At 65.8% G+C, this 14,641-nt stretch carries 12 protein-coding genes; 7 read left to right on the top strand and 5 right to left on the bottom strand.

Annotated elements, in window-relative coordinates; all coding sequences use genetic code 11:
- Positions 1–3 precede the first annotated feature (3 nt).
- On the bottom strand, positions 4–1,857 hold the full coding sequence (locus DBO33_RS17065; protein WP_107655930.1) for a helix-turn-helix domain-containing protein: 1,854 nt from the start codon (positions 1,855–1,857) through the stop codon (positions 4–6).
- A 448-nt stretch (positions 1,858–2,305) separates the two neighbouring features.
- Here DBO33_RS17065 and DBO33_RS17070 point away from each other — a divergent pair, with 448 nt between their 5' ends.
- From DBO33_RS17070 to DBO33_RS17080, 3 genes are all read left to right on the top strand, one after another.
- On the top strand, positions 2,306–3,289 hold the full coding sequence (locus DBO33_RS17070) for an esterase/lipase family protein (RefSeq protein ID WP_159080317.1): 984 nt from the start codon (positions 2,306–2,308) through the stop codon (positions 3,287–3,289).
- Positions 3,290–3,385: 96 nt separating this feature from the next.
- Positions 3,386–5,404 (top strand): acetoacetate--CoA ligase, encoded by a 2,019-nt coding sequence (locus DBO33_RS17075; protein ID WP_107655932.1) that lies wholly within the window; start codon positions 3,386–3,388, stop codon positions 5,402–5,404.
- 78 nt (positions 5,405–5,482) lie between these two features.
- Positions 5,483–6,862, top strand: coding sequence for an MFS transporter (locus tag DBO33_RS17080; RefSeq protein WP_107655933.1), 1,380 nt, complete (start codon positions 5,483–5,485; stop codon positions 6,860–6,862).
- A 317-nt stretch (positions 6,863–7,179) separates the two neighbouring features.
- Here DBO33_RS17080 and DBO33_RS17085 read toward each other — a convergent pair whose 3' ends face one another.
- Both DBO33_RS17085 and DBO33_RS17090 read right to left on the bottom strand, forming a co-directional pair.
- Positions 7,180–7,677: an HAD domain-containing protein gene (locus DBO33_RS17085; RefSeq protein ID WP_107655934.1), complete on the bottom strand. Its 498-nt coding sequence runs from the start codon at positions 7,675–7,677 to the stop codon at positions 7,180–7,182.
- Positions 7,678–7,809: 132 nt separating this feature from the next.
- A complete protein-coding gene (locus tag DBO33_RS17090) occupies positions 7,810–8,526 on the bottom strand; it encodes a TetR/AcrR family transcriptional regulator (protein ID WP_107655935.1) in 717 nt (238 codons plus the stop codon).
- Between the two features lie 218 nt (positions 8,527–8,744).
- On the opposite strand from DBO33_RS17090, the gene DBO33_RS17095 reads away from it, so the two are divergent.
- Both DBO33_RS17095 and DBO33_RS17100 read left to right on the top strand, forming a co-directional pair.
- On the top strand, positions 8,745–9,611 hold the full coding sequence (locus DBO33_RS17095; RefSeq protein ID WP_107655936.1) for an MBL fold metallo-hydrolase: 867 nt from the start codon (positions 8,745–8,747) through the stop codon (positions 9,609–9,611).
- A gap of 17 nt (positions 9,612–9,628) precedes the next feature.
- On the top strand, positions 9,629–10,699 hold the full coding sequence (locus DBO33_RS17100; protein WP_107660344.1) for a dipeptidase: 1,071 nt from the start codon (positions 9,629–9,631) through the stop codon (positions 10,697–10,699).
- 44 nt (positions 10,700–10,743) lie between these two features.
- On the opposite strand, the gene DBO33_RS17105 is transcribed toward DBO33_RS17100, so the two are convergent.
- Entirely contained in the window at positions 10,744–11,688 is a 945-nt protein-coding gene (locus DBO33_RS17105; protein WP_107655937.1) for a Gfo/Idh/MocA family protein, read from the bottom strand.
- 84 nt (positions 11,689–11,772) lie between these two features.
- Here DBO33_RS17105 and DBO33_RS17110 point away from each other — a divergent pair, with 84 nt between their 5' ends.
- Positions 11,773–12,735 (top strand): helix-turn-helix transcriptional regulator, encoded by a 963-nt coding sequence (locus DBO33_RS17110; protein WP_107655938.1) that lies wholly within the window; start codon positions 11,773–11,775, stop codon positions 12,733–12,735.
- Here DBO33_RS17110 and DBO33_RS43585 read toward each other — a convergent pair.
- A complete protein-coding gene (locus DBO33_RS43585; RefSeq protein WP_199856669.1) occupies positions 12,695–13,177 on the bottom strand; it encodes a hypothetical protein in 483 nt (160 codons plus the stop codon). The two genes, DBO33_RS17110 and DBO33_RS43585, sit on opposite strands and share 41 nt — an antisense overlap.
- 272 nt (positions 13,178–13,449) lie before the next feature.
- On the opposite strand from DBO33_RS43585, the gene DBO33_RS17120 reads away from it, so the two are divergent.
- Positions 13,450–14,481 (top strand): alpha/beta hydrolase, encoded by a 1,032-nt coding sequence (locus tag DBO33_RS17120; protein ID WP_107655939.1) that lies wholly within the window; start codon positions 13,450–13,452, stop codon positions 14,479–14,481.
- The last annotated feature ends 160 nt before the right edge of the window (positions 14,482–14,641 follow it).

Consider the following 14,641-nt stretch of genomic DNA (forward strand, 5'->3'; position numbering starts at 1 on the left):
AGCCTACGCGCCTTGCGCTTTCAGCAATCGCAAGGCCACCTGGATTTCGAGCAGTTGCTCGGGCTCGCGCCAGTCGTCGCCGAGTAACTGCGTCAGGCGGGTCAATCGCTGGGTCACGGTGTTGACATGCAGATGCAGCAGTTGCGCGGCTTTGGTGCTGTTCTGGCCGGTGGCGCAGAAGACGTCGAGCGTCTGCAAGAGCTCGGCTCCGCGTTCCCGGTCGTAATCCAAGACCGGGCCGAGAACCGAGCGGACGTATCCGGAGATGTTGGGTTCGCCGCTGAACAGCGTGCCGACGAATCCGAGGTCGGCGGCGACGCCTACCGAGCCGATGCGATCGAGCGCGATCAGTGCGCGAGTGCAGCGCGCCGCTTCCTCGAAGCTCGCGGCGACGGTGGTCGGACCCTCGGCTATCGCGGCGCCTGCGGTGACCGGTGCCCGCGTGATGCGGGTCAACTCGCGTGCCGCGTCGCGGGCGATGGTTCTGGCGTCGGTGCCGGGCAGCAGCAGAATCACCGAACGGTGCCGGACCGTGGCCAAACAGCGCAGGCGCCGGGCCAGTGCGGCGATCGCGGCGAAAACCGGCTCCCTGGGCTCGGTTTCGAGCTCGGCGACCACCACGACATGGCAGCTGTCCAGGTCGACCTCGAGCAGGGCCGCCCGACGGCGAAGCAGATCGTGGTCGTGGGTTTGCGCGGCGAGCAGATCGGCGAGCAGTTCACCGCGGACCCGCGCCTCGGCTTCGGCCATGCGGCGGCGGGTGACGAGAACCAGCGCGGCCACCAGGGCGGCACGTTCGAGGATGCGCCGATCGGTGTCGTCGACGGCCGCCGAGCCGAGCAGGACCAAGGTGCCCAGGGATTCGGACTCGGTGATCAGCGGGACCGCGCACAGCCGGTCTTCAACGACGCTGTGCCCCTTGGCATGTGCGCGCCGGGCCAGCGCCTCGACCTGATCGGTCGGGGCCGGCGGATCGGTGTCCGGGGACAGGAGGACCACCTTCCCGGTCACCGCTGCCGCAGTCGCCTCGATGACCGCGGCCACGTCGACGCCCTCGATGACGAGCTTGGTCAGCCTCTCGTGCACCTCGGCGGTGCGCTCCAGTTCGGCGAGGTGGGTTTGGATGGTGGCATTGGCGACCCGCAGGTCCGCCACCGCGGCCTGGGTGGCGGTGAGCAGCCGCGAGTTCTCGATCGCCACGGCGGCGTGCGCGGCCAGCATGACCAGGGCGCCGATATCGCGGCTGCTGAACGGTCGCTGGCTGCGGTGCGCGGCGAGCAGCACGCCGATGATGTCCTGTTTGAGTTTGACCGGAACTCCCAGCAGCGACTCGATCCGCTCGGCCTCGACCGTCGCGTCGATCTCCGGGGTGCGCTCGAGGGTGTCGTCATCGAAATACGAAGAGACACTGTAGGGTTCGCCGGTCCGGGCGACTTTGCCGCCGACTCCGGCGCCGCGGGGCAGCCGCAACTCGTTCAGCAGACCGGAGATGTTCCCGGAGGCGGCCTTGATGAAGCAGTCGCCGCGGGTGCGGTCGCTGAGGCTGATGTAGGCCAGGTCGCAACCCAGTAGCCGGCGCGCCCGGTCGGCGATCGCCTGCAGGATCGAGTCGGGATCGCGCATGGCGGCCAGATCGTTGGCCGTGTCGTTGAGCAGCTGCAACTCGGCTTCGTTGCGCCGATGGTTGAGGAGCTTTTCCCGCAGCCGCATCGCGACGGTGCGTTCGTGTTCGAGTTCGATCATCCGCTCGACCGGCGCGCCCGCCTGCCTGGCCCGTTCCAACGCCGCGTCGTATGCGCTGATATCGGCGTCTTCGAGCAGCAGATCGAGCATCGAACTGCCCTGGATGACCGTCATTGCTCCTCCGAGGGTTACTGCACGGACTAGGTCCGGAGGGTCTTGATCGAACCCTAGATGTCACCGGGTGGCCGGCAGTGCCGATTCACCGGATTCCTCTGCGGATCTGTGGCGCGCACGGGGGCCAGGTGCACGCTCCTCCGCATAGGTGGTGACAGCGCACGCTATCGCCGTCCATTGCGGCGCACAATGTGCAACTAACACACGGAACAGCGAGCGGATATGTCGCCGTTGCGGACGATCGCCAATTTTGCGAGATCCGGACCGCCGCGGGGTGAACTGCACATCGGCGTTGCCGGGATTGTGTCGCCGGTACCCATCGTCACCGCAGCCGGGCGTTCCTATGGTCTAAACCACCTCGGGTGTTCCGCATCACAAACCCGTCGAATCCCGGGGCGACGAGCACACATCTCCCGGGTGCCGTGTTTCGGCGGGGCAGGAGGCAACGATGCTTTTCGAAACCACTGGTTGGGTGCGTCGCGGGTTGGCCGCATTGTCGGTCGCGGCGGTGCTCGGCGCGGGCGGGGCCTTGGCGGCCACCTTGCCCACCGTCCATGCCGCAGCGCCCAACCATGATCCGGTCATCATGATCCCCGGTATGACCGGAGACGTCGGGAACATGGAACCGATGAAGCAGAACCTGCAGTCCAACGGTTGGCCGGCCGACCGGCTGTTCACCTGGACCGACAGCAGCAAGATGACGCAGGATCTCGCGGTCGCGGCCAAAGAACTGGGCGCGAAGGTGAATCAGGTCCGGCAGCAGACCGGCGCGAACAGAGTGGTGCTGGCGACCTGGTCCGCTTCCACCCTCGCCGCGCGTTATTACATCAAGAATCTCGGCGGCGGTGACACCGTCTCGCAGTACATTTCGTTCGCGGGACCGCATCACGGCACTACGTTCAATCACTGCAAGCAGTATGTCTCCTGTCAGCAGTTCGCCGCACCGAATACGCCGTTCTTGACCGCGCTGAACTCCGGCACCGAGGTTCCGCACAACGACAAGGTCGCCTATTTGACACTGCGCTCATCCGGTGATTGGAATGTGGCGCCGACCGATTCGGCGAAACTCGAGGGCGCCGACAATCGGCTGCTGACCAGCCAGACCCATTTCAACATAATCACCGATGCCCAGGCCTTGAAGATCATGCGCGACTTCATCATCGCGCACGAGGACGACAACCCGCCGACCACCACCACGCCGCCCACGTCGACGACGACCCCGCCGACCTCGACGACCACCCCACCGGTTCAGCCCTGCTTCGCGGACTCGAACTACAAGCACGTGCAGGCCGGGCGGGCACATGACAACGGTGGTGGCCGGGCCCTGGCCAACGGGTCCAACCAGGACATGGGACTCAATGTCGTCTCCGGCACGACGAAGTTGCGCAAGACCGGCGACAACTACTACGTGATCGACCCCGCCTGTTCCTGAACCGGCCGATTCTCGAGACCCGTGGGCGATGGCTTCCGGTGCCCGAACGCACCGGAAGCCATCGCCGCTCGGCAGCAACGCATCAATAGGAGTGCAATGAACACCGGGGACAAGTCCGCCCACGAGGTGCTGTGGAACCCGCCACCGGATGCCAGGGCCCGCACCCGGATGGGGGACTTCATGCAATGGGTTGCCCGCGACCGCGAGGCCGACTTCGCCGACTACGCGGAATTGTGGCGCTGGTCGGTCGACGACCTGGCCGGATTCTGGTCCGCGATCTGGAATTACTTCGACGTGCCCGCCTACTCCCAGCCGACCGAGATCCTCGCCGACGCGGACCGGATGCCCGATACCCGCTGGTTTCCCGGCGCCACGCTGAACTATGCGCAGGCGGTGCTGCGTATGCCCGGCCTGGCCGACGGCGATACCGCGGTGATCGCGCACTCGCAGACCCGACGTCCGGTGCACTACACCGCCGCGGAGCTGCGCGAGCAAGTGGCGCGCGCTCGGCAGGGTTTGTTCCGGCTCGGTGTGCGGCGCGGTGATCGGGTCGCGGCGTATATGCCGAACATCCCGGAGACGCTGGTGCTGCTGCTCGCCGCGGCGAGCCTGGGGGCGACTTTCGCTTCCTGCCCACCGGAATTCGGCGTCAGGTCGGTGCTCGACCGCCTCGGTCAAATCGATCCGAAAGTTCTCGTGGTCGTGGATGGCTATCGATACGGCCGGAAATCGATCGATCGCTCGGCGGAGATCCGCGAAATCCGCACTGCGCTGACGGGGCTGGGCCAGCTCGTCGTGCTGCCTTACCTGGATCCGGCAGCCGCGCCGGGGCCGGGGGCGATCAGTTGGGATCAGCTCGTCGCGCACTCCGGCGAGCTGACCTTCGAACCGGTCCCGTTCGAGCATCCGCTGTATGTGCTCTACAGCTCGGGCACCACCGGGCTACCCAAGCCGATTGTGCACGGGCACGGTGGAATTCTGCTGGAGCACATGAAATCGCTTGCCCTGCATCATGATTTGGGTCCGGGTGATCGATTCTTCTGGTTCACCACCACCGGCTGGATGATGTGGAACTATCTCGTGTCCGGACTTGCCGTCGGCAGCGCGGTAGTCATGTACGACGGAGATCCCGCCTACCCGGATCCGACCCGGTTGTGGCAGCTCGCATCGGTAAGCCACACCACCTATCTCGGCACCAGCGCGCCATTTCTGCTGGCGTGCCGCAAAGTCGGCGTCTCGCCGCGTGCTACCGCCGATCTGTCCGCGTTGCGCGGCCTCGGATCCACCGGAGCGCCGCTGCCGGCCGAGGGCTACCGCTGGGTGTACGAGCACGTGGCCCCGGACATCTATTTCGCGTCGATCTCCGGCGGGACGGATCTGTGCACCGCCTTCCTCGGCGGCGCGCCCCTGCTGCCGGTACGGGCTGGGGTCATGGCGTGCCGGGCGCTCGGCGCTGCCGTGCACTCGATCGACGAAGAAGGCTGGCAGACCATCGGCCGGGAGGGCGAACTCGTGATCGGCAAACCGATGCCCTCGATGCCGATCGGGTTCTGGGATGACGCGGACCGGTCTCGCTACCGCAGCGCGTACTTCGCGGCGATCCCTGGTCTTTGGCGCCATGGAGATTGGATAACCATCGCTGCGGACGGCAGCTGCGTGATCGGCGGGCGATCCGATGCCACCCTGAACCGAGGTGGCGTCCGACTGGGCACCGCCGAGTTCTACAGTGCCGTCGAGTCGCTGCCCGAGATTCGGGACAGCCTCGTCATCCACTTGTCCGACAACGACTCCGGGGCCGACGAGCTGCTCTTGTTCGTCGTGCTGGACGATGGCCGTTTCCTCGATGCGCGCCTGCGGGAGCGGATCGCGGCTCGGCTGCGCGATGAGCTGTCGCCGCGGCACGTGCCCGACGAAATCCATTGCGTCCGAGAGGTTCCGCGCACGCTGTCGGGAAAGAAGCTCGAAGTACCGGTGAAACGGATCTTGCGCGGTGAGCTTCCCGAAACAGTCGCTGCCCCAGGTGTCCTGGCCGATCCTGAAGCGCTGGCGCCCTTCATCGAGTTGCACGCGCACCGGAGCGGCGCGTCGGCGGTCGTCGCGGCCATCGACAGTTGACACCTGCCGCCCCCATCGAATCCGTCAGGGGCCGAACCGCTGTGCGCGGACGAACCCAGCAATGCCGAAAGTAGTGAAATGACAAGTAGCAAAATAGATTTCGACCTAGCTCCGGCGAGTGATCCGGTGCCGCAAGGACTCCGGCGGGTCGTTGCCGCGTCCATGGCGGGCACCGTGGTCGAATGGTATGAATTCTTCCTTTACGGCACCGCTGCGACGCTGGTGTTCAACAAGGTGTTCTTCGCCAAGGGCACGAGTGATCTCGACGCCATCCTGGCGGCCTTCGTCACCTATGCCGTCGGTTTCGCCGCGCGTCCGCTGGGTGGGCTGGTATTCGGCCATTTCGGCGACAAGTACGGCCGCAAGAAGCTGTTGCAGCTGAGCCTGGTCCTGGTCGGTGTCGCCACCTTCCTGATGGGCTGCCTGCCGACCTTCGCGCAAGTGGGCTACCTGGCGCCGGCACTGCTGGTGACCCTGCGCTTCCTGCAGGGCTTCGCGGTCGGCGGCGAATGGGGTGGGGCGGTGCTATTGGTCGCCGAGCACAGTCCCAGCCGCAGCCGGGCCTTCTGGTCGTCCTGGCCACAAGCGGCCGTACCCGTCGGCAATCTGCTCGCGACCGTCGTACTGCTGACCTTGACCTCGACCCTCTCGGCCGCGGACTTCCTGGGCTGGGGCTGGCGCGTGGCCTTCTGGCTGTCGGCGGTGGTGGTGCTGATCGGCTACTACGTGCGCACGAAAATCACCGACGCGCCCATTTTCCTTGCCGCGCAACAGATCACCGAACAGGAGAAGGCCGCCTCGTTCAGCGCGCTCGAGGTGTTGCGGCGGTACCCGCGCGGCGTGTTCACCGCCATGGGCCTGCGCCTCGGCGAGAACATTATGTACTACCTGGTGGTCACCTTCTCGATCACCTATTTGAAGGTGCACGTCGGCGCGGACACCAAGGTGATCCTGTGGTGGTTGCTGGCCGCACACGTCGCGCACTTCGTGGCGATTCCTTTCGCCGGACGGCTCAGCGACCGATACGGGCGCAGGCCGGTGTACCTGGTCGGCGCTGTCACCGCGGCGAGCTGGGGCTTCTTCGCCTTCCCGATGATGGACTCCGGACACAACGCGGCGATTGTGGGAGCGATCGTCATCGGCTTGGTGTTCCACGCGTTCATGTATGCCGCGCAGCCCGCGATCATGGCCGAGATGTTCCCGACCCGGATGCGTTATTCCGGTGTGTCTCTTGGCTATCAAGTCACCTCGATCGTCGCCGGTTCGCTCGCGCCGATCATCGCGGTGCGACTGCTCGATGTGTACGGCTCGTCGGTGCCGATCGCGATCTATCTAGCCGCGGCCGCTGCCGTGACGGTGGTCGCCGTGCTCTGTGCCCGCGAAACCAACGGGATCGATCTCGCTGAGGTCGACCGCGCCGACGAACTCACCCGCAACCAAGAAAGAGGAATCCGATGAGGAAATGTGCTGCCAGCTGCACCGTGGTCGCCTGCAACGGACCCGCCCAGGAGACCGCCTTGCCCGCACCGAGCGAACAGTCCACTGCACCACAATGTTTGGCGCGAAGTCTGCGGTCATCGAAACAGATGCGGTCAACATGGCTGCTGAATTCGCTCGCACACTGCGGGTTCCGCTAGAAACCGGGTTGTCGGTGTGTGCAGCACCAGAGCGATCCCGTTGCTGCTCAGGAGCATCCATCGGGGCGGGTTGGTGGGCCTGTCGCAAAGTCCCATCCAGCCCGCGAATGCATCCTGGGCCGGACTTTGCGACAGGTGCTAGACGCTGAGCCAGTACTCGCGGATCTCGTCGAAGTGGGTGTCGGTGAGGCCGGTGCGGGGATTGACCGGGATCAGGTTGGTGGGGGTGTCACCGCGGGAAGCCAGGAACTCGTCGCGGGCCGTGGGGTACATGCCGAAGTCGTCATCGAGCCAGATGAGCGGGCGCTGCGGGGCGTAGGCGGCGACGGCGGGGAACTTCCAGGCGGGGCCGGTGTCGCCGAACCGGATCACCGGTAGGTTGGGCAGGCCGGTGGCGGGGCCGACCATGGTGTTGGCCTGGTGTTCCCAGGTGGTCGCCCAGACGAGTTCGGCGGGGCCGGCTACTTGCAGTAGGGCCGGACCGTGAGTGGGGTTGAGCCACATGCGCAACGGGTGCCGCCTGCTCCAGCCGGAGATCTTGAATTTGTGCTCGCGATAACCCAGTGGGTTGGCGCCGGCTTTGGCCGCGAACGGGGTCAGCGGGCCGTCGATATCGAGGAGCAGAAGCGGCCGCATGATCTCTATCGTGCCAGAACGCGAAATCCTTTGGCGTAGACGTAGTTGCGGGGGGTCGCGGCCCCGAACACCAGGCCTTCGTTTCCGCACCCTGAGCGAGGACCGGTGCCGCCGCCGGAAACGGGGTGTCAGCTACCGCGATTCTTGTTGACTCCCAGGGGATTTCGAGCCGGTGGAGCTGCTGCCCTCGGACAGCCGTACCGCGTCCTCGATTCTGCCTGCCGCTACGAGCTCGCCGAGGAACAGCGCGCGAGCCGCTCGCCGCAGTCCGACGCGGTCGACCTGCTGTGTTTCCTCGGCCAGCGCGTGCATGGCGAATCCGTCGACCAGTGCGACGAATGATTCGGCCGCGCCCTCGGGATCGCTGGCCCCCGCCGCACGGAGCGCGGTGGCCGCGACTCGCTGCAATGCGGCGAGCGCTTCGCCGACCGCTTTGCGCTGCGCCGGGTTGCGGCCGGCATGCAGGAAGGCCTCGAAAATGGCCATGCTCTGCGTTCGATCCGTGGCCGTCGCATCGGCGAACAGCGATGCCATGTCCTCGAATTCGTACTGCTGCGCCGCGAGTGCGTCATTGAGCGATGTCAGGGCCTGCACTCGTTCGGCGGTGAATACCCGCAGCGCTTCCGTCGCGAGGGCATCGATCGACTCGAAGAAGTAGCTGATTGTGGCCAGCGGGACGCCGGCGTGTTCGGTCACCGTGCGATGGGTGACACCCGCCATGCCGCGCTCGGCGGCCACCTCGACCGTTGCGCGCAGCAGTGCGTCGCGGCGGGCTGCCCCCGCGGCTCGATGCTTGCGTGCGCGGGGAGCTGTCGCCTGGCTGGGTTCGGGAGGGTCGGTTGCCGCCATATCGCCGATCTTAGCTGCGACGATGTGCAAAGTCTGGAAGTTCTTCTAGACTTTGCCGCGCATGTCCGGCATGCTGGGTTCAGCGCGGCCAGGCCGCCCGACCGCGACGCATGATCCATGGCCTCGCGGGACTCGAACCCATATTTCGGATTGCGCGGGCACTTACCTCATGCCGCGAAAAGCCGAATGCACATCAGGCGCCGACGCTAGGAGTATCAATGCGGATACATCACCTCAATTGCGGCACATTGCGCCCGCCTTCTCCCCGGCTCGTCAACGGGACCGGATCGCTTTTCGGGCGCGGAACATGCGTCTGCCATTGCCTATTGATCGAAACCGATCGAACGCTGGTGCTGGTCGATACCGGCATCGGGACCCGCGATATTGCGCAACCCGTCAAGAACCTTGGTGCCGAATTCGTGTGGGGCGTGCACCCCAGCTTGGATCCCGCCGAGACCGCGCTCCAGCAGATTCTGCGGCTGGGCTTCTCGGCGGGCGATGTCGGGCATATCGTGCTGACGCACCTCGACATCGACCACACCGGCGGCCTGCCGGACTTCCCGCACGCCGCCGTGCACGTCAACACCGACGAACTCGCGGCTGCTCGTCGACCTCTCACGTTCCTGGAACGTCGACGGTATGCGGGAGCATCCTGGGCGCACGGGCCCAAGTGGGTGGAGCATCAGGCCGAGGGGGCCGAATGGTTCGGCTTCCGTGCCATCCGCGAACTTCCGGGCCTGCCCGCCGAAATCCTGCTCGTTCCGCTCGACGGCCACACCCGCGGCCACACCGGCGTCGCAATAGACACCGGCGCCGACACCGGCCCGCGCTGGTTGCTGCACGCCGGTGATGCCTACGATTACCACGGCCAACTCGACGCGGAACCGACCTGCCCGCTCGGACTGCGAGCATTCCAGTACGCCCTGCAATCCAATAAATCGAGTCGTCTGCACAACCTCGAACGCCTTCGCGAACTCGCACGCTACGGCCAGGCTGATATCTTCTGCGCGCACGACCCCGCTGAATTCGACCGTTACGCACCACAATTGCCGACGCGAAAATCAGCTCCCGTAGCGCAGCTATGAGTATGGACAGCGCGGCTATGAGTAACGAGCTGCCTCCGGCCGAGGCGAGCGCGCCGACTCCGGCCATCGACATGCACGCGCACAGCCCGAGCATCGTGCCCGGCTGGTTGCGCGCCGTGGGCAAAAAGGTGCTGTCGGTCCCCACCGACCCGTTGTCCGACCTGCGGCCCGGCCGCGTCGACTTGGCCGTGATCACCGCCGTCGGCGATCCGATGGGTACCCGGTGGCGGGGTCGCTCCGCGTGGGCCGGCGTCGTCGAGCAGTTGACCGCGGCGCGGACCGAGGCGGCCGCGGCAGGCATCACGGTGGTGACCGATCCCGCATCGATCGCCCGTCCGGGCGGGCCCGCGATCATGCTCGGTGTCGAAGGCGCGGATACCGTCGGAACTGATCCGCAGCGGTTGACCGACCTGCACGAGCTGGGTGTGCGCGTGCTCGGTCTAGTGCACTACGCGGACAACGGGCTCGGCACCATCGGTATGTCCGCGTTCGGTGGCCGGGGTAGCCGGGCGGTCCGGGCCGGCCGGCGATCCGCGGGCCTGAGTCCGCTCGGCAAAGAGGTTGTCGCGCAGATGAACCGGCTCGGCATGCTGATCGATCTCGCGCACGCCGACTTCGCCACCACGATGTCGACGTGCGAACACAGCACGGCGCCGGTGGTCAGCTCGCACACCGCAGCGTCTGCGGTACAGGACTTTCCGCGGTTCATCAGCGATACGGAGGTCCGGGCGATCGCCGCGACCGGCGGGCTGATCGGCCTGTGGCCGGCCCGCCTCGGTAAGCTCACGCTGCGCGACGTCGACGACTTCGCCAGGCATGCAGCACATTTGGCGCAGCTGGTCGGCGCCGAGCACCTCTGTGTCGGTACGGACATGAACGGTGTTACCGGCTATATCGACGGATACGACGGTCCTCGGTGTTTTCCCACGCTCGCCCCGGTGCTGGCAACTGCCGGGTTCGACAGCGCGGAGGTGCACGGCATTCTCGGCGGCAATGCGCTGCGTGTGCTGAAAGCGGCTCTCTCCCAAGAGAACCGAGGTTCCATGCCGTGCGAACCCGGGCGCAGCGTCCGTGATCGTCAGGAATGATGGGGAAGACCGATGTGTTGTAGATCTCGCGGCTGACGAGCGCGTCAGCGCGGGCCGTTGACTGCTCGATCGAGGTCGAAGGTGAGTTGCAGTGCGTCGAGTGCGCTGGCCGGGGTGATCCGGTTGTCGGCTTCGCCGCGCAATACCGCTACGACGTGCTCGATCATGGCGGTGTACTGATCGGCCGGCGGGAGCTCGAGTTCCCGGACGCCATCGCTGCGGTAGGCGGTGACCGACCCGGTGGGTTTGCCGTCGAAACCCATGGTCGAGGTGGCTTCCAGGACGGCCTCGGTGAAGGTCGCGGTGTACCCGCCGCGGGCGCCCCAGGACATCGGCATCAACGAGGACACGGTGTCGCGCACGAAGGCGTCGGCGTATGTCAAAGTGGCCTCGATGCAGGCGCTGTCGGCGTCGCGCGAGACGGTGGCGACCTCGATGTCATCGGGCAGGCCGAGGGTGCGGGCGATGATGTCCATGTCGCTGTGCATGGCCTCTAGCGGCAGTGTGCGCAGGCCGAGGGATGCGCCGGGCCACAGGTGTGCGGTCAGGTTCCACAGCGTCAGCTGTTCGAGCCGGCCGTAGGTGCCTGCTGCTACCGCGTCGACCAGGGCGTTGTTGGCGGGAATGAATCGTTCGAACATGTCCACGAACACGTGTTTGCCGCTGCGCTCGGCGGCGGCGATGACCTGCTGTGCGTCGGCGAGGTTGTCGGCCAGCGGCAGTTCGACCAGGGCGTGTTTTCCCGCGTCCAGCGCCCGCAGCACGTATTCGGCGTGCAGGGGGATGGGCAGGCAGATGTCGACCAGATCGTATGAATTGTCATCGAAGGCGGCATCGATGGTGGTGGCGTGGTCGAATCCGAATTGTGCCGCGGTCTTCGCGGTTTTGTCGGGATCACGGCCGAACATCACCACCTCGACATCGGTGCGTGCGGCGTACACCGCAGCGTGGGCTCGACCGAATCCGGTTCCCAGCAGAGCGATCTTCATCATTTTCTCCTTTCCGAAACAACGAACCGCACGCTACGACGCATATAGGGCGTTCAATGACCTATATGCGTGTCAGGATGAAGTGTGCGTGATCCTTCAGGCAGGTTGTTGCAGCTGTTGTCGCTGCTGCAGTCCCCGCGTGAATGGACCGGGATCGAGCTGGCCGAACGTTTGCAGGTGACCCCGCGGACCATTCGCCGTGACATCGAACGACTACGCGACCTCGGCTATCCGGTGCACGCCACGCAGGGCAACATCGGCGGGTATCGCCTCGTCGCGGGCACGGCCATGCCGCCGCTGGTCCTCGATGACGAGGAAGCCGTCGCCATCGCGCTCGGGCTGCGCACCGCGGCCACCAGCGCCGTCATCGGTATCGAGGACGCGTGCCTGCGGGCGCTGGCGAAACTCGAGCAGGTGCTGCCCAGCCGGTTGCGCCGCCGCGTCACCGACCTCTCACACACCGAGGTGTTGCCGACCCCGACGGGTCCGCCGGTGGATCCGGAAACGCTGGCCGCACTCGCCACCACCTGCCGCACCCACGAAAAGGTCCGCTTCACCTACACCAAACCCGGCGACGAGATCAGCAAGCGCTTCGTCGAACCCCACCGTTTGCTCGCGGCCGGAACCCGTTGGTATCTCATAGCTTTCGACGGCGACCGCGACGACTGGCGCACCTTCCGGCTCGACCGCATCGACGCACTGCACCAGACCGGCGTCCGCGTCCCACCCCGCGACCTGCCCGACGGACTCGACGCCGCCGGCTGGCTGACCCGCTCGCTGCGCCGCGCCGGAACCGTCCAGGCGCGAGTCCTCCTGCACGAACCCCTCGACGTTGCCCAGCGCCGCATCAGCGCCAGACAGGGCGTCCTCGAACCCGCCGAAGCCGACACCTGTGTGCTCACCACCTACCCCGACGCACCACCATTCGTGGCCGCCAACATCGCGCTCCTGCCGATGCGCTACACCCTGCTCACCCCCGGCGAACTCGCCCCACTGCTGCGCGACATCAGCGAACGAGCCGCCGCAGCCATCGCGAACCAACCCTGACCAGCGCTCGCCTGCGCAGTGGACTCAACACGGCGCTCTTTCGTAGCCACCGCCATCGGCTTCTTTTGGTCTTCGGCTCGGGCTGCGGCGGTCGCTGTCGGACCGCAATGAACCATTCCGCCGCGACCTCAGCTGCTCTGAGCGGGGCGATGTTGTCCCGGCGCAGCCCATCCGGCCCGGTCTCGATGCCCGCTTCGGCGAACGGGACACCATCGTCGCCGAGGATGCATGTCGGACTCCAGCCGCCGCGGAGGGAGACGCCGTCATAGTCGACGCGCAGGATGTCACGGATATAGCCGGTGCTGTCGAGGAAGTCGAGGGATGCGATCACCCACAGCGTGCCGTCGTCGTCCGCGTAGTACCACTCCTCGATATCTGGCACCCGGGCTTGCAACGCTGTGAAGAACCTCAGTTCGTCGGGCGTCGGATCCTCAGCTCGCACCATCCCAGTGTGTCCGATTTTTCATCCTTGTGCAGCGGTAGCGAGGCGCGACTCGAGCGTGCACCGGGGTTCGCCCCGGAGGCGGCATGTTCTTGTCGGCGCTGGTCCGGCGGCAGTGGCGAATCAATGAGGCGAAGGCGCTGAGGCACGACCAATCCGGTGGCGGTGGCAACGCGAAGTTCTGTAGACGCCGATTCGGCATGCCTGCGCGACAGGCGTGTCTTCGAGAGGACGTCGGAAGAGATAGCGAACCGTGAACGAGAGGGTTGTGCATGAGATTGCGGCGATCGACGGGAACGGCTGTACCACGGTGGGCGCTCGCGGGGGCACTGGTGGCCGTCGGCTTGATCGGCCCGGGCAGCATCGCTACCGCTGAACCGGTTTCGGCTCAGGTGGTTTCGGTGGCGGATGGGGACGGGCGGCAACAGGATGTCATGGTGCTCTCGCCGGCTATGGGAAGGCCGATCCTGGTGCAGGTTCTTCGTGCCGCCGATACGAGTTCCCCGCGGCCGACGATGTACTTGCTCAACGGCTCGGGTGGTGGTCCGAACGAGAGTGGGTGGGACGCGCAGACCGATGTCGTGGATTTCTTGCGTGACAAAGATGTCAATGTGGTGACGCCGGTCGGCGGTAGCAACTCCTATTACACCGACTGGGTTCGGGCCGATGCCGTTCTGGGCTACAACAAGTGGCAGACCTTCCTCAATGAGGAATTGCCGCCGGTGATCGAGGAATTCTTGGGGGCCAACGCGGATCGCACGCTGGTGGGTGTGTCGATGAGCGGGACCTCGGTGCTGAATCTGGCGATCGCCAAGCCCGGTTTCTGGAAAAGTGTTGCGTCCTATAGCGGTTGCGCGCAGACCTCCGACCCGATCGGTCAGGAGTTCGTCCGGATCACCGTGGAGAACTGGGGTGGTGGGCAGAGTGTGGAGAATATGTGGGGGCCACGCAACGGGCCGCTGTGGCGGGCGAACGATCCGCTGGTCCATGCGGAGCGGTTGCGTGGCACTGCCATCTATCTCAGTACCGGTAGCGGTATTCCCGCCGCACCCCACGACACGCCGAGCGACCCGCGGGTGCGCGACGGTCGGATTCCCCTTCCGGTCCAAATCGCGTTCGGCGGCCCTATCGAAGCGGCTATCCGGTACTGCACGGTGAACCTCGCGAACCGGCTCAATGAACTGAAAATCCCTGTGACGGTGGATGATCGTCCGGTCGGGACTCATTCCTGGGGTTACTGGGAAGACGATCTGAAGCGTTCGTGGCCGTTCCTGGCCGCATCGATCGGCAGCCGAACGAATTGAGCGGCGGTGGGGATTGTCGAGGCAGGATTGTTCGTGATTGTTAGGTCGGCTTTATATTCGTTAAGCGGCTGGAATGCGTTGTGTCACAGGTATTCCCGGCAATGAGCCTGGCGGCCCGCTCGGCTTGTAGCGTCGAGTCCTGAAACGGTGACGATGCGAG

Origin of the sequence: Nocardia suismassiliense (genome assembly GCF_900269665.1) — a bacterium.
In the GTDB taxonomy this organism is placed as follows: domain Bacteria; phylum Actinomycetota; class Actinomycetes; order Mycobacteriales; family Mycobacteriaceae; genus Nocardia; species Nocardia suismassiliense.